This is a genomic window from Pseudoalteromonas sp. HF66 (assembly GCF_011806445.1).
GTDB classification, from domain to species: Bacteria; Pseudomonadota; Gammaproteobacteria; order Enterobacterales; family Alteromonadaceae; genus Pseudoalteromonas; species Pseudoalteromonas apostichopi.
In genome coordinates this window covers 112494-134358 of record NZ_JAATOU010000001.1, presented here as the reverse complement: position 1 = coordinate 134358, position 21865 = coordinate 112494, and the positions used below count along the sequence as shown (strand labels likewise).

Below are 21865 nucleotides of genomic sequence, written 5' to 3'. Positions count from 1 at the left end.
CTAAATAATAAGAGCGTTTAATGAAAGTCCTTCATACATCTGATTGGCATTTAGGCCAACAATTCTACGAGCACTCCCGATTCGATGAACATCAAGCATTTTTTGCTTGGTTAACCGATACGCTTGTGTCAGAACAGATCGACTTACTACTGGTTGCGGGTGACATTTATCATACGGCAACGCCACCTGCCAGCGCAGAAAACCAACTCTACCAATTTATTAAAACCACTAAGCAGCATTGCCCAGACTTACACATAGTGATTATTGCTGGTAACCATGATTCAGCAAATCGAATTATGGCGGCAAAGCCCTTATTAGCTCAGTTTGATACCCATGTTGTTGGCCGCTTTGATAGCAACGCTCCTCATGAAGTAGTACTGCCAATCAGCACAAAAAACGGCGATGCGAATGTTGTTGCCATGCCATTTTTACGTAGCAGTGATTTAAGCAGCTATAACCGCCAACAAGAGCAACCATTAAGTTATAACCAAGCCGTTGCCCTTGCCTACAAAGATGCATTACAAGCAACAAGCGAATTACCAAACGCGCCATTAATTGCCATGGGTCATTTACATGCAAAAGGCGGAGACATCTCATCTGACTCTGAACGTAACTTAGTCATTGGTGGTGAAGATGCGATATCGGCAAGCATATTTACTGAACAACCTGATTATGTCGCGCTAGGGCACCTTCATAAAGCTCAAACCGTCGCGAAGAAAGAGACTATTCGCTACAGTGGCACGCCATTGCCAATGTCATTTTCTGAAAGGCGTTATCAACATCAAGTTGTAATTGTTGAGCTTAGTGACTCAGGAACTTCTGTAAACCCCCTTTACATTCCTAGCTTTTGTAAAGTCATGTTGCTACCAGAAAAAGACTGTGTGCCACTGAACGAATTATGTGAGCTTATAAAACAGCTCGATTTAACGGATGAAGATTTAGCGCCGTATCTTAGGGTTAAATTGAGCGCCCATGACACTGACACCACTTTTAGAGAACAAATAGAACAAGCCCTTGAAGGTAAGCAGGTTAAGTTTTGTGGCATTGAAAGGGTGCGACAGCAAAGCAGCCAGCAAGACGATGAACAAACCTTATTTGAAGATGTCTCGCAAATTGAAGCGCTGAACCCACATTCACTTTTAGAGCAAGCATTTGCAAATAATAAAGATATGGCAGGGCAGGCTGTGCCAAAAGAACTAGAAAGCTTATTAAGCCAAGTGATCGATGAATTGAATGCGGAGGATCTACTATGAAAATTTTAGCGATTCGTGTTCATCAACTCGCCTCTATCTTAGACGCCGAAGTCGACTTTAGCACTTCGCCTTTAAAAGAGGCGGGGTTGTTTGCCATCACAGGTGATACAGGCGCGGGGAAAAGTACTTTGCTTGATGCTATTTGCTTAGCGCTTTATAACAAAACAGCAAGATTACGCGGCGATACAGGCAATAAAATTGACTTTAACGGCGACAATATCAAACTCAATGACTCGCGAAATTTATTACGCCGTGGGGCAGGGCAGGGCTTTGCCGAAGTCGACTTTATAGGCCAAGATAAACAGCAGTATCGAGCAAGATTAAGCTTTAGCCGAGCGCGTAATAAAGCTGATGGCAAGTTACAGCCCGCACAACATAGCTTGCACTCATTACCTGATGAAATCCTGATCGCTGACAGAAGCGCGGCAGGTAAAGAGATCGAGCGTATTATTGGTTTGAGCTTTGAGCAGTTCTCTCGAGCAGTGCTGCTTGCGCAACATGAATTTGCAGCGTTTTTAAAAGCAACCGGTGATGAGCGTGCGCAATTACTTGAATGTTTAACAGGCACAGATAAATTCAGCCGTATTGGTCAGCGTATTTTTGAGCGCCACCGTGAGCAGCAGCAATCGTTAGAGCAGTTAAAGTTAAGTTTAAGTAATTATCAGGTTTTAAGCCCTGAAGAGGTCGAAACTAAACAAGCTGAGCAAACGGCGCTTGAGGCTAAACTTGCTGAGTTACAAAAACAAATAAAGCAATTCGAACAGTACCAAACCTGGTATAAGCAAGCATCTCAGCAGCAACAACAGCTAAACCAAGCTGAGCAAGCAAAACAAGAGTTACAACAGCAATTAGAAGCCCTTGCTGAAAAAGCCACTGAAGCGAAACAAGCTCAGCAAAGCCTTGAAATAAAAGATAACCGCGAACGCGCCGCTACAATTACAGCCCAACAAGGTCAGCTAACCCAAAATCGTGAGCAGCTATTAAACGTTGACCATAAAGCACTGATCAAAGATGCTGAGCAAACGCTTGAAAAGCAAACCGCGCAACTAAACCAAGCAAAGCAAGCACAAAAAGACGCGCAACCTCTTATTAGTCAGGCCCGAGAGTTAGATAAGCAACTTGCCGTATTAAACCAGCAAGCAGCGACGCAAAAAGTACAAGCGGATAAAGCAAAGCACCATCATAAAGAGCTGACTAATACACTAAATAGCCATAAAGCAGAGCAACAAAAACAGCTTGAGCAACAAGCACACATTAATAGCTACTTAGAAACACACGCACAGTGGCAGCCTTTAGCGAAAGACTGGTCATTCTTTAAAAGTGAGCTAAGCCGCTTTAGTCAGCAACAGCACACAATTAGCCAATCACAGCAAAACGTAAAAGCTCTTCAACCTAAAATTGATGAGCAGCAAGCAGCCGCGCAGCAGTGCAAAACCCAGTTTCAAACCCTTGAGCAAGAAATTAAGCGCTTAAATGAACAAGATGCCGCCTTTAAATCGAGTTTAAATACCCAATCAATGGCGGATATTGATGCGGGGCTTGAGGCGATTAAGCACCTGATTGAAAAGCGCCAAGTGTGGCAAACTAATCAGCAGCAGTTAAAAAACTGGCAAACCCAGCTAAACACATTAAGCCAAACTGAGCAGCAACTACAAACGGCATTAAAAGATGCTCAGCAAGGGGCAGAGCAAGCACAGCAACAGGTTTCGCTTTGTGAGAAAAATTTACAGCAAGTGCAGTTAAGAGCCAGTGAGGGAGTCAGCCAGTTACGTGCCACTTTAAAAGCAGGGGAGCCTTGCGCGGTATGTGGCTCAAAAGAACACCCCTTTATGCATGAAGAAATGGTTAGCGAGCAATTTAGCCAGCTTATTAACGACTTTACCAGGGAGCTAACTAACGCCAAACAGCATTTAAAAGCTCAGCAAGCATTACAGCAAACTAAAAGTAATGAGCTGGCGGCATGTAGCCAACAGATAAGCTCGTTAAGCGGGCAAATCTCAGAACTGAGCGCTCAACAACAGAGCCTCAAAGAAACCATGGCAGCTAGCCGTACTGAGCTAAATGATTTAACCGAAGATCAGTTAAGTGAGCGTCAGCAACAGCTCAGCCTGCAAAAACAGCAATACTACAAAACCCTCGAGCAGCAACAGCAGCTGCAAAACACACTTACGGCTAAGCAAACTGAATATAATCAGCAAGGGCAAGCGCTACATAGCAAAGAGCAGCAATTAAACGAACTGCAACAACAGCTAAATAATCTGCAAACACGTTTAAATGAGCTCAATGATGAGCATCAGCAGCTCTATACGACACTAAATCAACAGTTCACCAGTGCACCTTGGTGGCACGCATTAAATGAACAAAGTATTTCTTTAGAGAACATCGCTGAACATGTTAAGGCCTATCAAGCTTCGCTACAAACTGCAGATGAGCTTAAAGCTAGCTTAAAAACGATTGAGCAGCACCTTGCTCATTTAACGCCGCAGCTTAACGAAGCAAATGCCTCTTTAACTCATTGCAACGAGCAACTAAGCCAAACTCAAAACGAACTAACGCAGATACAATCAAAGCGCGAGGGCTTATTGAGTAACGCTGCAATTTCGGTAGATGAGTTTATTGCAGAGCTAGAAAAGGCGATAGATTCAGCGCAGCAAGCACTGCAACTTGCCCAGACAACCCATAGTCATGCGGTAAAGGCGCGTGACGAACAAGCCATTCAAATCGCCAATATTGACGAGCGTGAGAAAGAACTAAACGCTGAACAAGCAGCGCTTAATGAGCGCTTTTGCGTTTGGTTTGACGATTTTAAAGCGCAGCATCCAAACTTGGATGAGCAAGCAATTAGTAAGTTATTAACGATAAGCCCTACTGAAATCAAGCAAACTCTGGCTGAATATCACTCCGCCGAAAGCGGCTTAAAAGACGCTGAAGCTCTTTTAAAACAACGACAACAGGCTCTGGCTCAACATCAAAAAGATAAGCCTGCTCTGGGAGAAGGTGAGCTGCAAATACAACTTAATCAGGTCACAGAGCAACAAGTGCAAACGAATAACGCATTATTGCAAGTTGCGACGGAGCTTAAAACCCATCAACAAAATAGCCAAGCGCTGGCTGATAAACAAAAGCTATTAGTGGAACAACAAAAAAGCTACGAGCACTGGTATCTACTCAATAAGGTGCTAGGAGATGCAAGCGGCAAAACCATGCGTAATCTTGCGCAAACACAAACCTTAAAAATACTTCTGCACTACGCGAATAGTCACTTACAGACACTAAACAAACGCTACAAATTAACAGCCATAGGACAAACACTCGATATCGCAATTATCGATAAAGACATGGCCGATGAGCAGCGCTCTGTAAATACGTTATCTGGCGGCGAGTCATTTTTAGTGTCGTTAGCACTGGCATTAGGTCTTGCATCGTTGTCGTCAAATAAAGTGCAAATAAACTCTTTGTTTATCGACGAAGGGTTTGGTACTTTGGATAGTGAAACGTTAAGCATCGCGATGGATGCTCTTGATTCTCTGCAAGCACAAGGTCGCAAAGTGGGCGTTATTTCTCACGTATCGGAAATGACCGAACGCGTTGCCACGCAAGTGCATGTGGCGAAAAAACCAGGTGGTTATTCGACCATCTCAGTTATTTAAAGGATTAGCATGCCAACTTTTAATCACGAAGAAGCAAGTCACTACGACGAACGTATTTTGCGCCTAGTTCCAGGTTATGAGCTATTACATCAAGCAACCGCCGCCCAACTGGCAACAACGCTGAGCGATGATGCGTGCATTTTAGTTGTTGGAGCCGGAACAGGTAAGGAAATCATCGAATTAGCAGCATTAAACCCTAGCTGGCAGTTTATTGCTCAAGATATTTCACAAGACATGCTCGATATTGCCGAGCAGCAGTTTGGTCAGCATAACATCAGCGACCGCGTGAGTGTACACTGCGGTGATATCAACGACATCGACAGCCAATGTGACGCAGCATTGTGTTTATTGGTAATGCATTTTGTTGAAGATAACGGCGACAAAAAAGCGCTATTAAAAGCGATTCACAGCAAACTTAAAAAATCGAGCAACTTATACATTGCCGATTTAATGCGCCCAGAATCTGCTTTTGAACGTGAATCACAGCTACAGCTTTGTACGCAGTTAGGTTTAACCGAAGCCGGCGTAGAGCACACGCGCCACAATCTAGAGCACGAGTTTTATCCATTAGACCGAATTCGTTTTTCAGAGTTAATGAATGAAACCCGATTCAGCACCCCAAAACAGTATTTTAAAGTGCTTGGTTTTACAGGCTATGTGGTTGGGAGTTAGCTACTTTACGGAGCTGACGGCTGATAGCTGACAGCTCTTTTAAATTCCGAGCCTAATACCCCGCGGCCTGTCCGTCTTTACGGGTTTCAGATGCGCCGTAATAAACGCCGGTTTTAGGGTCTTTCAATATAGCTTGATAACCACCGTATGGGCCAACAGCGTGTTGTAAGGTGTGGCCTTTTTTCATTAACTCGCGGCGGGTTTCCATCGAAAAGCCTGACTCTAAACTAACAAAACCACCGTCTTCCATAATCTCACCGGTTGGTTGCGATGAACCTGTGTGCAGAATACGCGGTGCATCACCGGCTTCTTGGAGGTTCATGCCAAAATCAATCATGTTGATCAGTATTTGAGCATGCATTTGTGGCTGTGTGGCACCGCCCATTACGCCATAACTCATATATGGCTTGCCATCTTTGGTGACAAACGCAGGAATGATTGTATGAAATGGTCGTTTGCCTGGCTCATATTGGTTCATGTGGCCTTTTTTAAGGGCGAACATTTCGCCACGGTTTTGCAATACAAAGCCTAATTTTGCCGGTGTCATACCTGAGCCCATGCCACGGTAATTACTTTGAATAAGTGAAACCATGTTGCCGTCTTTATCGGCGGTCGTCATATAAATGGTATCGCCTTCTACTGGGCCTGCATGGTCGCGTTTTGCGGCTTTGTTAGGGTCTATCAGTTTACGTCTTTGGTCAGCATATTGCTGCGAAATAAGTGTTTGTACGGGAATGGTGTTAAACGCTGGATCGGCGTAGTACTTTGCACGATCAGCAAACGCGAGCTTTTTCGCTTCAACAAAGGTGTGTACGTATTCTGGGCTATCAAAACCCATTGCTTTGATATCGTAACCTTCAAGAATATTCAAAATTTGCTGTGCAGCAATACCTTGACCATTTGGTGGCAATTCCCAAAGCGTATACCCCCTATAATCGGCGCTCACAGGCTTAACCCATTCACTATGGTGCGCAGCTAAATCTTCATAGGATAAGTAGCCGCCGTTTTCTTTCATGTAGCGACCAATTTCTTTAGCTATATCGCCTTTGTAAAAGGCATCGCGGCCGCCTTTGGCAATTTTGCGATAGGTATTTGCAAGGGCAGGGTTCTTAAATATATCGCCTTTTTCAGGCATTGCTCCATCAGGCATGTAAACATCTTTAAAACCCGGGTATTTACCACGCGCAGCTACACTTTTTTGCATGTAATAGGCAATCAGTTCCGACACAGGGAAGCCATTTTCGGCATAGTCGATAGCAGGTTGTAATAGCGTTTTCATTGGCGTTTTGCCGAACTTTTTGTGCAATTCAAACCAACCATCAACAGCACCAGGTACCGACACTGGCAAGGGCCCATAAGCAGGAATATAGTCCCCCTGTGCTTTTAAAGTATCAAAAGACAAGCCTTGTGGTGAACGACCAGAGGCATTTAAACCGTAAAGTTGCTTAGTTTTGTTATCCCAAACAATGGCAAACAAGTCGCCACCAATTCCACATCCTGTTGGCTCAACAAGGCCAAGCACTGCGTTTGCTGCAATCGCCGCATCAATGGCATTTCCACCATCTTTTAATACTTGTAAGCCCACTTGCGTAGCTAACGGCTGTGATGTTGCAACCATACCTGATTGTGCGATGACTTCAGAACGACTTGCAAAGTTATGTCCTGTGATGCGATCGTAAGCTTGAGTAGCGCCTGTTGTACCTAAGCATATAGCGAGCACTAAGCTTTTAATGAGTGGAGTTGGTTTCATAGTTTTTGCCCTTTTTATTGTATTAATCACTATAAAAAGCAATTAAAAATGAGGCAATGGCTTTGCGTTCGAGTGCGAAAAATCGCGATTGACTTCAAAAATAAGAGAAGTTGCGGATATTTTACCTAAAAACAATCCAAATTAGTAAATAGCAGAGCCATTTAAGCACGGTTGCGCAACTGTCGATACTTCGCCGTGAGAATGCATCTCCTCTGCTACAAACTCATCAACAATTCGGTCTATTTGATCTTCTTGCTTCATGGTATCAAGCGCTTTTTGCAGTGCAGTGATCACCTCTAGCGACGTATTTTTGTTAAGCGCTAAGTAATTACCCACTAAAGCAGGGTGCTTAAGCTCAAATACCGGTGTTACTTGTTCTGGATTCATACCCACATTCATCAATTGTGATGAAAGAGTAAGAGACGAGCCAATCAGCAAGTCATGCTTACCTTGCTTAAACATTTTTAGCTCTTCAAACTTTTTTGAGTAAGTTAAAAATTGCTGGCCTTCAGTTAGGTTAAAATCAGCTAGAACGGTTTGATATACATCACCACGAGATACGCCAATGGTGTAGTTTTGCAGCGACTGAGTACTCGTTACTTTAATGTCGTTGCGGTTATTTAAACGGTATAAACAAGAATGCCCAGATACCAAAGGGCCAACCCAATAAAATTGAGTTTCTCGCTTTGCGGTACGCGAAGTAGAGTAAATTCCTGCATTCGGTTGGGCGAGCGTTTGTGACATTGCGCGCTTCCAAGGCAATACACTAAACGTACAGCTCAACTTGGCTCTTTCGCACAAAGATTCCATGATTTTGGTGTTAATACCTGTGATTTGATTGTGCTGCACAAAGTTATAGGGTGGAAACACTTCGGTGTATAAAGTCAATTGTTCAGCACTTGCCACTGCTGTGCTTACTGTGAATAAACTCACTATTGTTAAATGCTTAAACATCGCTCTTAACTCCAGTTTTTGCTGGTTATTCTGGTTTAACAATTCGACTTAACTGCTTTTGCAGCGTATTTAAACAAAATGGTTTGATAATAAAGCCGTTTACTCTTGCTGTAATCATCTCGTTGACCGTTTGCTTACTATCTTCGCACGTCACCATAAGTACGGGTAAATCTCTAAGTTCAGAGGATTCACGAATATGATTAAGCAAGCATTTACCATCCATTTTCGGCATGTGTAAATCAGTTATTATCAGGTCAAAGCTTTGCTTTTCTAGTAAATCTAACGCTTGCGCGCCATCAGTCGCCTCTGTTATATCCTTATAGTTTAACCTACGCAACATGTTTATAAGCACATGGCGCATCAAGGGCATGTCATCGACGACCAGTATTTTCATCTGAAGTACTATTAATTTTTGCGGTATTCTAAGCTTAGTTTGCTAACTCAATAACGCAATAAACTAGAAACTAAGAGAAAATATCTGCGACTAACTGACTAAGACGTGCGATTTTAATATTGCTTAACTGACGGTAATCAAAATAAGGGCAGACAATCACTTTATCTGATTTACTAATAGCAAACTCATCATCAAGCCAAGTTAGCTGACTACTGAGAAGCCCATCATTGATAAGCTTTTTGGCATAGGTTCGCCCAGCAATAATATGTAATTGCTTTGGTTTGTCTAATAACGGCGGGCTAAACAGTAATGCCGTTTGACTATGTGCTTGTAGCAGTTGTTCATCGCGAAAAGTCTGCCAGTCAGGTGCGCATTTAGCAAAATCATAATATTCACTTGGTAGTGCAAACAGCACTTTGCCATACACGTTAAAAACTTTACGCCAACCATTTCCGCATGCTTGGTTTATTTCGTTAATTTGGCCGGTTTGCATTACATGTAAATGGTCAAGCTGTTGCCAAGCAGGCATTGGCGGGCGTTTTTCTATATAAACAGCGACTTTAAACGCCTCATCACCAAAACCGATTAGCGCTCTGCTATTAGCGACACTCATGACTTTTTAGCTAGAATTCGGTCTAGGTTATTAGCAAAGTTCTGGCGATCAGCTTGGCTTAACGGCGGTGGGCCGCCGGCCATTTCAACGCCACTAGAGCGCATTGTATCCATAAAGTCACGAACGTTTAAACGTGAGCGAATATTTTCAGTTGTATATAACTCACCGCGAGGGTTGAGCGCTTGGGCACCTTTTTCGATAACTTCTGCAGCCAAAGGGATATCACCTGTGATCACCAAATCACTCGGCTCAATGCGCTTAACGATTTCGTTGTCAGCAATATCAAAACCCGAAGATACCTGCAAACGGCTAATATACTTTGAAGGGGGCACTCGCATCGCATGGTTCGCCACTAATGTGGTGAAGGTTTGTGTGCGCTCTGCGGCACGAAATAATATTTCTTTAATAACGACGGGGCAGGCGTCTGCATCAACCCAAATCTTCATACTGTTCTCACTTTAATTTTTGACTTTAATAGTTTACCGTAATTGAACTAAATTAGTGCCATTAACGTATTAATTTGTTTGATTTTTAAAAGGGAGTAAAAGCGTGCAAACATCATTAAAGCTAATCGGAATTTTATGTATCACAGCTATTTTATCTGCGTGTACAGGAGTGCCAGACGATATCAAACCCGTCGATAACTTTGAGTTAAACAAATACACAGGAACTTGGTACGAAATTGCACGTTTAGATCATTCATTTGAGCGCGGCCTAGAGGGTATTACTGCCGAATACTCGATTAACCCAGATGGCAGTGTGAAAGTTATCAATAAGGGATATAGCGCTGAAGATCAAGAATGGCAGCAAGCTGAAGGTAAAGCGAAATTTGTCAAGCAACAAGACATAGGCCACTTAGAAGTATCATTCTTTGGGCCATTTTATAGCTCTTATGTAGTGTTCGAATTAGATAAGCAAGATTATCAATACGCTTATATCACTGGCTATAACAAAGAGTATTTATGGTTTTTGTCACGCACCCCTAACGTTACAGAACAGCAAATGCAGGACTTTATAAACACAGCAAAAAAATATGGTTTTAAAACAGACGAGCTTATTTATGTTGACCATAAGAGCTTGTAAAGGGGCTTTACAACTGTCTTTAAACTATCACGAATGTGCAACACAACTGTAATGGAGGGTGAGCATAATACTCACCATTAAATTGTAGCAACATGTGATCCCCAATTTAATCCCCTGCTTGGGTAGGCATTGCCTACCCATTTTTTTATATCAATTCCTGAATTAGGTATTATTTCGAATTGGTATCAGATCAGTTTTTTACTAACTAAACTAGAAAATCATCACTGAAAAGCCACTTAACAGCAAGACAGACATAGTTAATAAACTGACATGCTTAACCCAAGAAACAGTAAAACTGAATAAAATCATTAATATAAGTACACTTAATGCCATATAGCCGCAAAACAGCAATGCGCCATATCCAGCATCTGACAGCACACAAAGTACTAAACTTAGTAAAATATTGATCCAGCCACTTAATAAAAAGCTATTTCTTTGTTTTTCAGTCAATTTCTTTTTAAACACATCACGAAAATGATTAAATTTTGCAAGTGCAAAACAATTAAATCCTAAAAAGCAGAGACTAAATTGTAGTAATTCCATCATCCTTGTTGCTCCTTTAAAATCCTGTTTTTATTTGATCTACCTTTATTTGTAGTGGTTTTATGGCTTGGTATTTTTTTGCTTTGTAGTAAAAACAGCCCCCCAGCACAAATAAACGCACTATCAATACCAAATAAAGCCCACTGTTTAGTTAGTAAATACGTGATCCAATTACCATCTGTTGTCAGCGCATTTACAATAGGCACTAATAAGCAAGTAGCAGCGTTTAACCATGCACTATAGCGCCAATGATGTTTTTCTCGGCCGATCACAGCAACAACTAGCGTCGCAAGCCAAGCTAAGAAAAACACGAGTATTTCTTTATCGGCACGCCCAGCTAACTCTAAAGGTAATAGTCGATTAGCAATGAAGAATGCTGCGGTTGCAAGGGGTAAACCCATCAGTGTGGCTAAATTTAGTGTCTCAACGAACTTAAGTCCAAAGCTTGGTTTTTGCTCTGCTTTAAGTCTCTCGCGTAAGCGCTTTGCCCACATGATGCAGCCTGTAGCTATCATGGCACAGCCTGCTACGCCACAGAAAAAATACAACCAACGCAGTAATGGCTCGGCTAAACGGCCGCTATGTAATGCTGTCATTGAGTCATAAAACTGCGCCGAAGCGCTCCAATCTTCACCTGAGCTCGCTTCGAGCTCACCTGTTACACCATTAAATAAATAGCGTGGTCCGTTATCTACAAGCTCTTTGCCGGTTGCCAAATAAACCACTATTTGTGAGGTCGCTGTATTCGCATTTCTCACAAACACGTGGCTAATGTCGGCATTCGGTGACTTAGTATAAATCTGATCTAATACCTCTTTGATTGCCACCATAGGGCGCTGCTCTTCACTGGGCTTAGCACGCTTGTTAATGGGCAATGCCTCTTCAAACATTTGTCTTAAGCCATTTTCATATACGGTTTCAGCGGGGTAGGGGAACAGCATAAATATCAGAGTAATAATACCCGTATAGGTGATCATAATATGAAACGGCAACGCTAATACCGACGAAACATTATGTGCATCTAGCCAACTTCGGCTGCCTTTGTTAGCTCTAAAGCTAAACATATCTTTAAAAATGCGCTTATGGATCACAATGCCAGTGATCAATGCTACAAGCATAAATAATGAGGCTAAACAAACAATTATCCTTGCAGTAAAAACGTCTATGTAATGCAAATCAAAGTGTAAGCGATAGAAAAAATTCCCCCCTTTAGTATCTCGAGGCGCTGGCAATTGCTCTAAATTATTAGGGTTCAAATAGGTATAATTGAAAGGCGCACGACGCTGCCCTGGCTGTTTAGGCTCAGCAAATCCATAGCTTAAAACTGGATTTCGAGATTCAGGTAAGTTTATTCGCCATGATAATGAGTTAGGTGCCTGCAACTGTAATTGCGCAAACACATATTTAATTTGATCGGCTTGAGACTGAATACGCTTAGGCTGATGCTGCACATGATGCGTTTCGGGCTTAGCCCAAATAGTAATTTCATCCTTAAAAAAGCTGATAGTACCAGCAAAAAATATCAAGAATAATAACCAACATACCAGTAAACCGACCCAGGTGTGCAGCCAAGTCATTGAGCGGAAAAAACTCTCTTTCATAACCACCCCTTAATCAATGAAAGGGCCAGTAATTGCCCACCAGTAGTTAGTAAAATTGTGATCCATACAGTCTTTAAAGACTTAACTGCAAACACCCAAATAAATACACAACAGTAAAAAAATACCGATAGAGTCGTAGTTAAAAGAACACTGTCGAGTTTATTAAGTGGTAATAACACAGCTAATAACGAAATAAGTACACTGGTAAAAGCGTAACCACCAATGATGGCTGCAACAAAACGCAAAAATACAGCGACACGATAAGATAGGCTCACAGAACCCTTTTTAGCTGTAATTTTAGGGTGATTGTTTGTCACTGCATCTAATGATTGAGAGTGCATGATAATCCCTTAAAAAATAACACGAGAAGAAAACCACATATTATATCGCCGCCAAACAGAAAAGATAGTAATTATCATTTGCGTAAGCGTATTTAATAATGAAACAAATTCATCCTGTATTTTTGTTAGTAAAATAATGATCTGCTAGCTTTGTTCTGAGCATTGTCATATGGTGTTATGAAACTAAAAAGAGGTTGTAATGAAAACAATAGGCTTAATTGGTGGTATGAGCTGGGAGTCAACGCAAAGTTACTATCAACTTTTAAATCAAGGCATTAAAAATGAACTTGGGGGGCTACATAGCGCCAGAATAGTACTTGTCAGTCTCGATTTTGCCGAAATAGCAGAACTACAACAGCAACAGGATTGGCCACAGATGGCCGAAATACTGATAAAAGCAGCCAAACAGGTTGAAGCTGCTGGCGCCGATTATTTATTGATTTGTACTAACACGATGCACAAATTAGCAGAGCAAGTACAAGCATGTGTTTCTATTCCTTTGTTACATATTGCTGATGCAGTTGGTGAAAAGCTAATACAATGTAACCATAAAAAAGTGGCTTTGCTGGGTACTCAATTCACTATGGAGCAAGGCTTTTATAAACAACGCTTAGCAGATAAATTCTCTGTAGACGTTTTAATTCCTGATGCTCAGGAGCGTGAAATAGTGCATCGTGTGATTTATGATGAACTATGCAAAGGCATAATCAATCCAGAATCCAAAGCCGAGTACCTAACAATTATTGATAATCTAACTAAGCAGGGTGCAGAGTCCATTATTCTTGGTTGCACTGAAATAGCATTGCTAGTTCAGCAATCCGATGCCTCAATTCCATTACTTGATAGTACAGCACTGCATTGCGCCATGGCGCTCAAGAACAGTTTAAAATAGGAACAAATTATGTCGAACCACCATAGCTTAAATTATGTTGAGTTTGCAGCAAAAGATTTAGCTGCAACAAAAGCGTTTTTTCATCAAGTTTTTAAATGGCAATTTACCGATTACGGGCCTGAATACAGCGCATTTAGCGTTGAATCAGCGGGCCTTGACGGTGGTTTTTACCAAGCACCTCTAAGTAGCTCAACCTCTAATGGCGGTGCGCTAGTAGTGCTTTATTCAAATAATATTAAAGAGACTCAAGCACAGGTAGAAAAACACGGCGGCACAATTATTAAGCCTTTGTTTGATTTTCCTGGAGGCTGTCGTTTTCACTTCACAGAACCAAGTGGTAACGAGTTAGCTGTTTGGTCAAAACAAGCATAGATCATATTTTTACTAACTCATGACTACTCAATCATTATTAGAACAAGTTAGTAAATGCGTGATCTGCGAGACTCATTTACCACTTGGCGCTCGGCCCGTTATTCAATTTAATTCACGGGCTCGTATTTTAATTGCTGGTCAAGCGCCAGGGATAAAAGTACATGAAAGTGGCAAACCATTTGATGATGCTAGCGGTGAAAGGCTTCGCTCTTGGCTTGGCGTAAGCAATGAAGAGTTTTACGATAATAGTAATTTTGCTATTCTGCCAATGGGCTTTTGTTACCCAGGAAAAGGTAAGTCGGGCGATTTACCACCGAGAAAAGAGTGCGCGATTACATGGCGTGAAAAACTTTTAGCACAGTTAACTAATATTGAACTCACCATTATCTTAGGTAAGTACGCGCAGGCATATCATTTACCCCACACTAAGCAGTTACCCTTAACTGAGTTAGTAAAATCGTGGCGTGAATATTGGCCAAGTTACCTGCCATTACCTCACCCAAGCCCTCGTAATAATATCTGGCTGAAGAAAAACCCATGGTTTGAGCAACAAGTATTGCCTGAGCTTAGTAGTAAAATACGTGCAATTTTAGCAAGGTAAAAAATGGAAAATAACTTTTTTGCTGAAAACGGCTATTGCCATGTAAAGGGGCTTTACACAGCGAATGAACTTGGCAAGATAAGGCCCATTCTCGATAAGTTTCATTATAACTGGCTGCTAGAAAACCAACGTTTTTACCAATCCAGAGGGATTAATAGCTCAGGGTTGACTGGCGCTGCATGTTTAAGTACTGAAGAAAAGTTTACCCTTTTTGAATTTATCTGTGCCGATACTCTATTGAATCAGGTTAAAGGCGTTGTTGCTGAACCTCAGTTTATGAATACTCAATTATTTTTTAATCCTTACAATCCCAAACAAGCAAACTATTGGCATCGCGATATGCAATATCACTTAGAGCTTGATGCACAAAAGGCCGCACTTTATGGCCCTGAAGTTTTACATTGCCGAGTAACTTTTGAAGATGAGCCGGGAATTGAGCTAATACCGGGCAGTCACAAAAACTGGGATTCAGACGAAGAACTAGCTGTAAGATTGGGGCAGCAAGGAGCTAAAAATAATGATTCGCTGAGACGCGGAAAACAAGTTGCATTGAAGAAGGGTGACTTACTCATATTTTCGGCTAATATGATCCATCGGGGCTTGTACGGCATGAATCGATTTGCCCTAGATATTTTGTACTTTGAACGTCACCCGAGCCTGAATGAATTTGTACAAACTGGATTTTTACCAACTGCAGAACAAATGCAGCATCTAAAAAACGCAATGGTATTCGAGTAAGTAGAAAAAAGCGGCTCACTAGCCGCTTTCTTTTTTTTGTGCTGTTACTGCAACATCGCGAATAACTCTTTTAACTGCGGCATGTATTGCTTAACTAAGTTAATATTACTTTCGCTAACATCTGCTGTTGCAGTACTGGCTTTAACACCTTCTAAAGCACCCGCCATTGAGCGAGCCCCCGCATTAGATGATGATGCCGTTAGGCTTTGTAAACCACTCATCGCTTGGTTTACACGTTGCTTGTTCTCTTCAGACATACCTGCTTTAAGGTTTTCTAAATAGGCAAGAGATACTTCTGAGCCAACTGTAACTAACTGCTCAGGAGTGAAACCGTATTGTTTGGTTAACGCTGCAAACTCAGTGTAAAGCTCATGCCTTTTAATGTGGCCTAATGCATCCATAACAGAGGAACTATCTGCACCATTAGAGCTTCCTAACATACTATCGAGATTCAAACTTTCAAGCTCTGGTTGGTTTTGCGACCAATTTACCACTGCTGGCAAAGCCCTGATATAAAGCTGTAGCTGGCTTTCAGTAATATCTTCTGCGAAGCTAGAAAAACTCATCGCCAGTAGGCTTATTGAAATAAATAGTGCTTTCATTGTGATCTCCTTTCTTTCAAATTGGTTAGCAATCGGCTCACATAGTCGAGTAATTATGTTTGACCAATTACAAATGTTATAATCCTTTTTTTACCATAGCTAAATGAACCTGATGTTAACTATTTCTAATACTGTCACGATTGCTGAATGGGAGCTCGACTTTAGTGCGATCCGTTCTCAAGGTGCTGGCGGACAGAACGTCAATAAAGTGGCTACAGCAATTCACCTACGCTTTGATATTAACCGCTCAAAATTACCTGACTTTTACAAACAACGTTTGCTTAATTTAAATGACTCTCGAATCACCAAAGAGGGTGTAATTGTCATTAAGTCGCAAAGTCATCGTACACAAGAGATGAACAAAGAAGATGCGCTTAGCCGTTTAAAAGAAATAATCGTAAACGCTACACAAGTACAAAAGAAACGTAGAGCAACTAAACCCAGCAAAAGCTCTCAGAGAAAACGTATGGACAGCAAAACCAAAAGAGGACAAACAAAAGCATTACGAAAAAACATAAAACCCTAACCTTAGCACCAGAAAACCGTGTCAAAAATGAGCGAAACTGTAAAGAAGTGTAACTTGTTAACAAAGTTAATTGATGGTTAATCCTGCCGCGTCTATAATAGTAATACAATTTCACAATAAAGGAGGGGCGTATGGGCCAAAAATCACGTTTTTTTGCAGCTGCAATGATAACGCTGTCAACGATGCCTATTTCAAGCTTTGCTGTAGATTCTTGGCAAGCTGGAAGCGCGTATCCGCAAGGTAGTGAAACCTGTTATAACGAAATTCTTTATAAAGCCAGATGGTGGGCAACACCTGGAGAAGAACCAGGCAGTTCTCAATGGGGCGCTTGGGTTGCAGATGTTGCTTCAAAAACTTGCGTACAAAGTGTTGTAAAAAAGCAAGAGGATTTATTAAAGTCTTTACCCACAATTTTCGAACCAAATAATAAAAAAGGGAGTACTGAATAACTCCCTTTTTTGTGCATATTAGATTTTACTCGAATGTGTGATGCCTTGTCATTTCAAAGCGATTTAAAATGTGATGCATAATGTACACTGCACATAAGCTCAGCAGTATTGCCACTGATACTGACGAAAAGCGATAAAGTGCGCTGTATACTAGATCTTGCCCCGGCCCCAATGATTGGCCAAACAAAATACCAAATGTAGTAATAATACCAAAACCGACACCTGGAATACCCCCACCAATTATATGATAACGACTAAAGATAAAAGTTAAGATCCATAGAATTAACGCCGGAAATATCAAAATATCAGTATGGTTGTACAAGAATAACTGTGAAACTAAGGCCAAATTACAGCCAATTAAAGTGCCTATAGCACGTTGCCATGCAGCCATACCAGCCGCTTTCCAGCATAACGAAAATAAGATCAGAACAGATGCTGCTTGAGCAGAAATTGAATCTTGTAAATCAAAAACCTGAAAAACCACAAATGACAAGGTTGCCACCGTTGAGCAAAGTAATACCTCATGGCGTACACTTTCTTTTGCTTTTTCTGGCATCTGACGGCCTTGGCGCGGTGAAACATCTGGGAATAAACCATGCATTAGCATCGAAAACACCACAGTAACCACAACTGCAACGGCATTACTAATAATCAGCGGATAAATACTTACCCCTCCACCTGTGTAGGTCGAAAAATGCAATTGAATAGACAAGCTGACCACTGTTGTAGCGCCAAATAAAAAGTTAGCGCCACGACTCATTTGATAGAATAAAAAGGCAAATGCCACAAAGCAGATCATCGTCATAACAACAGGCAAGTGAGAGAACAGCCCTTGCACTACAAGTACAAATAATGCACTGAATACAGCGCCTGCGTAAAACTGTCGAATGATATGCATGTTTAACACAGGCACTAAGCCGAGCAATAGCATAGGGTAAACAGTAAAAAAGATGCCATTAGGCCAGTTCATCAATTTTGCCAGTGCAAACCCTAATGCTGAGCCCGTAGCAATGCGAAGCGCCTGGCGCAAGCCATTGCCATCGAGTTGCAATACAGACATAGCTCACCCAGCCTTAGTAAATGAAGTGCAGAACACTGATAAAACGGATTTGCATGCTCGCAAACCAGCTACCGATGCTAGAGTCAGGCAAAAGCTGTACGGTTGCACGAGCACCACTTGGGAACTTAGCTAGCATCTGGTGTTCATCAAGTTGAATATGAATACGTTGACGCTGTGCATCTCGTACCCAACGATTGCTGCTTTCTGTGGCACTGAGTAAACCGTTTGCATTGAGCTGACCGTCACTTACACCGGCTTCAAAACTAATAATTTTGCCAGTAAACACTTTTCCCGGTAGCGCATCAAAGCTTACTTTTGCAGTACTACCAATTTGTACGTGAACTAAAGACTTTTCACGAAAATCAGCCACTAAATCAGCCTTATTGGCAACAATCGCCATTAACGGCTGGCCCTTATTAGCATAAGTACCCGGTGTTACTTGTAAATTTGCTGTTTTACCGTCGGTATCGGCAGTCACTGTAGTGTACGACAAATTTAGTTTCGCTTGCTCAAGCTGATTTAGGGCATGGCGAAGCGCTAAATTGTCATCACCCTTTTTACCACGCGCTAATTTAGCCTCGCTAAGCTGCGCTTCAATTGCAGCTACATTCGCTTTGCTTGATTGGTAGTTTGCATTGATTGTTTCGTACTCTTGCTCTGAAATAGAGCGCTTTTTCAATAACGACTCACCGCGCTCGAACAGCAACGTTTGCTCATGCAGCTTAGCTTGAGCAGCAGCTAACTGCGCTTCTATTGCCTTGACACTACTATCTAAACGTTGGTTTTGTTGTTTCGCATCATCATAAGCAAGTTCAGCTTGTTGAACGGCAAGCTCAAAAGGCTCATCGTTAATCTTAAACAAGGCTTGCTGTTTTTCGACGGCTTGATTATTGGTCACTAATACGTCAGTCACACGCCCACTTACTTGTGGCGTCACTTGCACAACAGGGTGATACACACGGGCCTGTGGTGTGACAGGCATGTATAGATCAGCAATCACAAAATATAAAAATAAAACAATGAAACCCGCCAAAGAGATTTTTACGTAACGGGCAAATTTTTGATCTGGCGTCATAAAGTTACTCATCTCCTGAATAATGACGGATACACTGGCGAGCGTTTTGCTCCATCTGAATTAAACCATGTGCCATAGTATCGAGTTGTTCTGTGGTCAAATCGGCATAAAGATGCTCTTTCACATCAGCGATAATCACTTGTAATGTGTCTAACAATTGTAGACCCTGCTCAGTGAAGTACAGACGTTTACTGCGTTTATCTTCAGCATCAGCTTTGCGAGCAATAATCTCTTGTTGCTCAAGCTTCTTAATAGTGCGAGTCAACGATGGCATTTCAATACCTAAGCTGCTTGCCAACTCTTGCTGCGTACAACCTTGGTTTAAATGAGACAGGTGCATCATTGCAGTCCAACGAGATTGAGTGAGTCCAAGAGGCTCGACCGCCAAAGTTACTGCATCGCGACATAATCGATGCACACGGCCCATACTGCCGCATAATGTTAAATCAAGAGTTTCGTGAAAAGGGGGAGTAGAGGACATGATGCGCTCCATTTACTTAGCATGCTAACTATTTTAATGTAGTTAGCATGCTAAGTAAATATTAGTGCAATTAATAAAATAGATAGCAATGTTCGACAAAAACGAATAACAGCAAAAGTTATCTGCTTAATAATACTAATTAGCAATTAACTCTTTGATATGGCTTTCATAGAGGTCTAATTTATCAGCTAAAAATCCAGTGTGTTGATATCGAACTATACCTTCTTTATCGATTAAAAAGCTGCTCGGCATCCCTTTCAGTTGGTATTGCCTACCAATAACAGCATCAGGGTCGTAAATAATATTAAAGTTCACAGCAAACTCAGTTAAAAACACATCAGCATCACTGCGCTCAACATCAATGTTTACAGCTATCACTTTAAGTCCTTGCTCTTGATACTTACTTTGCATGGCAATAAACCAAGGAAATGACCGCCTACAAGGGCTACACCAAGATGCCCAAAAATCGAGTAACACGATTTTCCCTTTATATTGATTCAAAAGTTTAGACAATTGTTGCTGGCTTGCCGCTAAAGGAGCGGTAGAAGGGTGCTCTGCCGTAGCAGCAGAGCAAGCAAATAAAAGAAATGCAATTAAGCCGTATTTGATCATTGATAATTTAATAAGTTCGCTGGTGAATATTGGTCAGTGAGTACTTTAGTATCAGCAGGCCAATCTTGATTACCCTTAGTATAAAACAAATGCTCGCTGAGTAACTGCAAATCAACATCGTAAGGTGTTAACTTATTTGCTAGATTGTTGGCTCGTTCAGCTAACTGTTGCTGGCTAGGCATAGTATCGAAGCCAGCTAAAATAATGCGATTAGAGTTTTCATCGGTCACAACATTGACAAAGTCACCAAACACATCGAAGTAAGTTGCTGACTCATGCTGGTAAAGTTTACTCGATGAAAAAGTATTTGCAGCGATAATTCCGCCATCAGCCAAAACACTTTTTACTTCCGTAAAAAACTCCTTAGTGAGTAGATGCTCTGGGATATAGTCGCCATTAAAAGCATCAAGAATTACCCAATCATACTTTTGTTTTTTAAGGGCAGCTCGTTTAATAAAAATACGACCATCTTGCACTTTAGACGTTACGTTATCAGTTTCTACAAAACTAAAAAAATCACGGGCAACTTTGATTACCGCGGGATCAATTTCGACGTTTTCGATACTAGCACTTGGGTAAAGCTCATGAATGGTATTAGAAAGCGAACCGCCCCCTAACCCAATGATCAATACATTCTGAGGGTCATCAATAAATAGTAAGCTTGCAAACGTCATTTTGGTGTAATTAAACACCAGCTTTTTAGGCTTACTTTTATACATACAACTTTGCGTACTTTTACGGGTTTTTTCGTTAAATTTTAAACACAATAAATCGCCAGACTTCTCCACTAAAATATTGCGATAAAGCGAGCGTTCTTTATGAATTACTTCGGCAAAGCCATTAAAGGGTAGTGTCATGATCAAACAAACCATTAAGACTCTAAACATACAGTACGCTCCTTCGTTTTTATTTGACTAACAACAATTGCAAGCAACCCAAGCAAGCCTAAAACCGCGGCAAAGGTTTTAATGATGTCGTTAACATCAAATGCTAGCACCATATAAAAAGAGGTAATAATCGTGCCAAGGGCGCTTCCTAGAGTGCTCACAAAATACAAACCACCGGCAACCTGACCACTTTTTTCATGATCGGTAACCAATAATCGCACTGAGTAAGGTGAGATCATGCCGAGTATTGTTGTTGGGATAAAAAACAATGCCGTTGAAGCCAGTAACGAGCCGTAACGACTGTCTTCAATATAGGTGAAAATAAAGGTCATAATTGGCTCAGCAAACAGTACGATCGGCACAACCATAATGCTAGCCACAAAGAATATTAGGCCATATTTAGTTAATGACGGGTTGCGGATTGAAAGCTTGCCACCAAGCAAATAGCCGATCGATAAGCTCAACATAAATACAGTGATGATACTGCCCCATATATGCACACTACTGCCAAAGTACGGCGCTAAAATTCGTCCGCCTAACAGCTCAATTCCCATAATACAAAAGCCGCTACTAAAGGCCAAAAAGTAGATAAGCGCATTGATCTTATTCATTAAACACCCGCTGATTTTATTGTTATTTTGCCCATCTTAACCTGATGCTGATAAGGATGCTATGACTGTTTTTTAAGCTGTAAAGGCCGTTGACAAAATGAGGGG

25 protein-coding genes are annotated in these 21865 nt (G+C 41.4%); 10 read left to right on the top strand and 15 right to left on the bottom strand.

What is annotated here, in order from left to right:
- The first annotated feature begins 20 nt into the window (after positions 1 to 20).
- From HCZ11_RS00590 to HCZ11_RS00580, 3 genes are read left to right on the top strand one after another with little or no spacing between them, the layout of a single operon-like run.
- Positions 21 to 1253 (top strand): exonuclease SbcCD subunit D C-terminal domain-containing protein, encoded by a 1233-nt coding sequence (locus HCZ11_RS00590; protein WP_167657326.1) that lies wholly within the window; start codon positions 21 to 23, stop codon positions 1251 to 1253.
- On the top strand, positions 1250 to 4903 hold the full coding sequence (locus tag HCZ11_RS00585; RefSeq protein ID WP_167657325.1) for an SbcC/MukB-like Walker B domain-containing protein: 3654 nt from the start codon (positions 1250 to 1252) through the stop codon (positions 4901 to 4903). Before HCZ11_RS00590 ends, HCZ11_RS00585 begins: the two co-directional genes overlap by 4 nt.
- Positions 4904 to 4912: 9 nt before the next feature.
- Positions 4913 to 5575 (top strand): class I SAM-dependent methyltransferase, encoded by a 663-nt coding sequence (locus tag HCZ11_RS00580; protein WP_167657324.1) that lies wholly within the window; start codon positions 4913 to 4915, stop codon positions 5573 to 5575.
- A 52-nt stretch (positions 5576 to 5627) separates the two neighbouring features.
- On the opposite strand, the gene ggt is transcribed toward HCZ11_RS00580, so the two are convergent.
- The 5 genes from ggt to HCZ11_RS00555 form a co-directional block, all read right to left on the bottom strand.
- On the bottom strand, positions 5628 to 7325 hold the full coding sequence (gene ggt, locus HCZ11_RS00575) for a gamma-glutamyltransferase (protein ID WP_167657323.1): 1698 nt from the start codon (positions 7323 to 7325) through the stop codon (positions 5628 to 5630).
- A 141-nt stretch (positions 7326 to 7466) separates the two neighbouring features.
- Entirely contained in the window at positions 7467 to 8279 is an 813-nt protein-coding gene (locus HCZ11_RS00570; RefSeq protein WP_130052331.1) for an ABC transporter substrate-binding protein, read from the bottom strand.
- 25 nt (positions 8280 to 8304) lie between these two features.
- Entirely contained in the window at positions 8305 to 8673 is a 369-nt protein-coding gene (locus HCZ11_RS00565; protein WP_167657322.1) for a response regulator, read from the bottom strand.
- Positions 8674 to 8743: 70 nt separating this feature from the next.
- Entirely contained in the window at positions 8744 to 9286 is a 543-nt protein-coding gene (locus tag HCZ11_RS00560; protein WP_167657321.1) for a hypothetical protein, read from the bottom strand.
- The gene (locus HCZ11_RS00555) at positions 9283 to 9732 is read right to left on the bottom strand and encodes a YaiI/YqxD family protein (RefSeq protein ID WP_130052334.1); all 450 of its coding nucleotides are present in this window, start codon (positions 9730 to 9732) and stop codon (positions 9283 to 9285) included. The genes HCZ11_RS00560 and HCZ11_RS00555 overlap by 4 nt, the downstream gene beginning before the upstream one ends.
- A gap of 103 nt (positions 9733 to 9835) precedes the next feature.
- On the opposite strand from HCZ11_RS00555, the gene HCZ11_RS00550 reads away from it, so the two are divergent.
- Complete coding sequence (locus HCZ11_RS00550; RefSeq protein WP_239977456.1) at positions 9836 to 10369, top strand: lipocalin family protein; 534 nt, start codon at positions 9836 to 9838, stop codon at positions 10367 to 10369.
- Between the two features lie 210 nt (positions 10370 to 10579).
- Here HCZ11_RS00550 and HCZ11_RS00545 read toward each other — a convergent pair whose 3' ends face one another.
- The 3 genes from HCZ11_RS00545 to HCZ11_RS00535 are packed head-to-tail and all read right to left on the bottom strand — an operon-like array spanning position 10580 to position 12854.
- Positions 10580 to 10915: a DUF3325 domain-containing protein gene (locus HCZ11_RS00545; RefSeq protein ID WP_167657320.1), complete on the bottom strand. Its 336-nt coding sequence runs from the start codon at positions 10913 to 10915 to the stop codon at positions 10580 to 10582.
- On the bottom strand, positions 10912 to 12513 hold the full coding sequence (locus tag HCZ11_RS00540) for a PepSY domain-containing protein (RefSeq protein ID WP_167657319.1): 1602 nt from the start codon (positions 12511 to 12513) through the stop codon (positions 10912 to 10914). The genes HCZ11_RS00545 and HCZ11_RS00540 overlap by 4 nt, the downstream gene beginning before the upstream one ends.
- Entirely contained in the window at positions 12510 to 12854 is a 345-nt protein-coding gene (locus tag HCZ11_RS00535; RefSeq protein WP_175580338.1) for a hypothetical protein, read from the bottom strand. Before HCZ11_RS00535 ends, HCZ11_RS00540 begins: the two co-directional genes overlap by 4 nt.
- Positions 12855 to 13053: 199 nt before the next feature.
- Here HCZ11_RS00535 and HCZ11_RS00530 point away from each other — a divergent pair, with 199 nt between their 5' ends.
- The 4 genes from HCZ11_RS00530 to HCZ11_RS00515 are packed head-to-tail and all read left to right on the top strand — an operon-like array spanning position 13054 to position 15457.
- The gene (locus HCZ11_RS00530) at positions 13054 to 13746 is read left to right on the top strand and encodes an aspartate/glutamate racemase family protein (protein WP_130052337.1); all 693 of its coding nucleotides are present in this window, start codon (positions 13054 to 13056) and stop codon (positions 13744 to 13746) included.
- A 9-nt stretch (positions 13747 to 13755) separates the two neighbouring features.
- Positions 13756 to 14118: a VOC family protein gene (locus tag HCZ11_RS00525; RefSeq protein WP_130052338.1), complete on the top strand. Its 363-nt coding sequence runs from the start codon at positions 13756 to 13758 to the stop codon at positions 14116 to 14118.
- Positions 14119 to 14137: 19 nt separating this feature from the next.
- On the top strand, positions 14138 to 14719 hold the full coding sequence (locus HCZ11_RS00520; protein WP_130052339.1) for a uracil-DNA glycosylase family protein: 582 nt from the start codon (positions 14138 to 14140) through the stop codon (positions 14717 to 14719).
- A gap of 3 nt (positions 14720 to 14722) precedes the next feature.
- Positions 14723 to 15457: a phytanoyl-CoA dioxygenase family protein gene (locus HCZ11_RS00515; RefSeq protein ID WP_167657318.1), complete on the top strand. Its 735-nt coding sequence runs from the start codon at positions 14723 to 14725 to the stop codon at positions 15455 to 15457.
- A gap of 44 nt (positions 15458 to 15501) precedes the next feature.
- On the opposite strand, the gene HCZ11_RS00510 is transcribed toward HCZ11_RS00515, so the two are convergent.
- Positions 15502 to 16059 (bottom strand): short-chain dehydrogenase, encoded by a 558-nt coding sequence (locus HCZ11_RS00510; RefSeq protein ID WP_167657317.1) that lies wholly within the window; start codon positions 16057 to 16059, stop codon positions 15502 to 15504.
- Positions 16060 to 16171: 112 nt separating this feature from the next.
- Here HCZ11_RS00510 and arfB point away from each other — a divergent pair, with 112 nt between their 5' ends.
- Entirely contained in the window at positions 16172 to 16585 is a 414-nt protein-coding gene (gene arfB, locus HCZ11_RS00505; protein ID WP_130052342.1) for an alternative ribosome rescue aminoacyl-tRNA hydrolase ArfB, read from the top strand.
- Between the two features lie 131 nt (positions 16586 to 16716).
- Positions 16717 to 17034, top strand: a complete 318-nt coding sequence (locus HCZ11_RS00500; protein WP_167657316.1) for a hypothetical protein — start codon at positions 16717 to 16719, stop codon at positions 17032 to 17034.
- A 25-nt stretch (positions 17035 to 17059) separates the two neighbouring features.
- Here HCZ11_RS00500 and HCZ11_RS00495 read toward each other — a convergent pair whose 3' ends face one another.
- The 6 genes from HCZ11_RS00495 to HCZ11_RS00470 form a co-directional block, all read right to left on the bottom strand.
- Entirely contained in the window at positions 17060 to 18094 is a 1035-nt protein-coding gene (locus HCZ11_RS00495) for a DUF2955 domain-containing protein (protein ID WP_130052344.1), read from the bottom strand.
- Between the two features lie 13 nt (positions 18095 to 18107).
- A complete protein-coding gene (locus tag HCZ11_RS00490) occupies positions 18108 to 19169 on the bottom strand; it encodes an HlyD family secretion protein (protein ID WP_130052345.1) in 1062 nt (353 codons plus the stop codon).
- A gap of 4 nt (positions 19170 to 19173) precedes the next feature.
- Complete coding sequence (locus tag HCZ11_RS00485) at positions 19174 to 19650, bottom strand: MarR family winged helix-turn-helix transcriptional regulator (RefSeq protein ID WP_167657315.1); 477 nt, start codon at positions 19648 to 19650, stop codon at positions 19174 to 19176.
- Positions 19651 to 19785: 135 nt separating this feature from the next.
- Positions 19786 to 20262, bottom strand: a complete 477-nt coding sequence (locus HCZ11_RS00480) for a TlpA disulfide reductase family protein (protein ID WP_130052347.1) — start codon at positions 20260 to 20262, stop codon at positions 19786 to 19788.
- Positions 20259 to 21149: a spermidine synthase gene (locus HCZ11_RS00475; RefSeq protein WP_167657314.1), complete on the bottom strand. Its 891-nt coding sequence runs from the start codon at positions 21147 to 21149 to the stop codon at positions 20259 to 20261. Before HCZ11_RS00475 ends, HCZ11_RS00480 begins: the two co-directional genes overlap by 4 nt.
- Positions 21134 to 21760: a fused MFS/spermidine synthase gene (locus HCZ11_RS00470; protein ID WP_130052349.1), complete on the bottom strand. Its 627-nt coding sequence runs from the start codon at positions 21758 to 21760 to the stop codon at positions 21134 to 21136. Before HCZ11_RS00470 ends, HCZ11_RS00475 begins: the two co-directional genes overlap by 16 nt.
- Between the last annotated feature and the right edge of the window lie 105 nt (positions 21761 to 21865).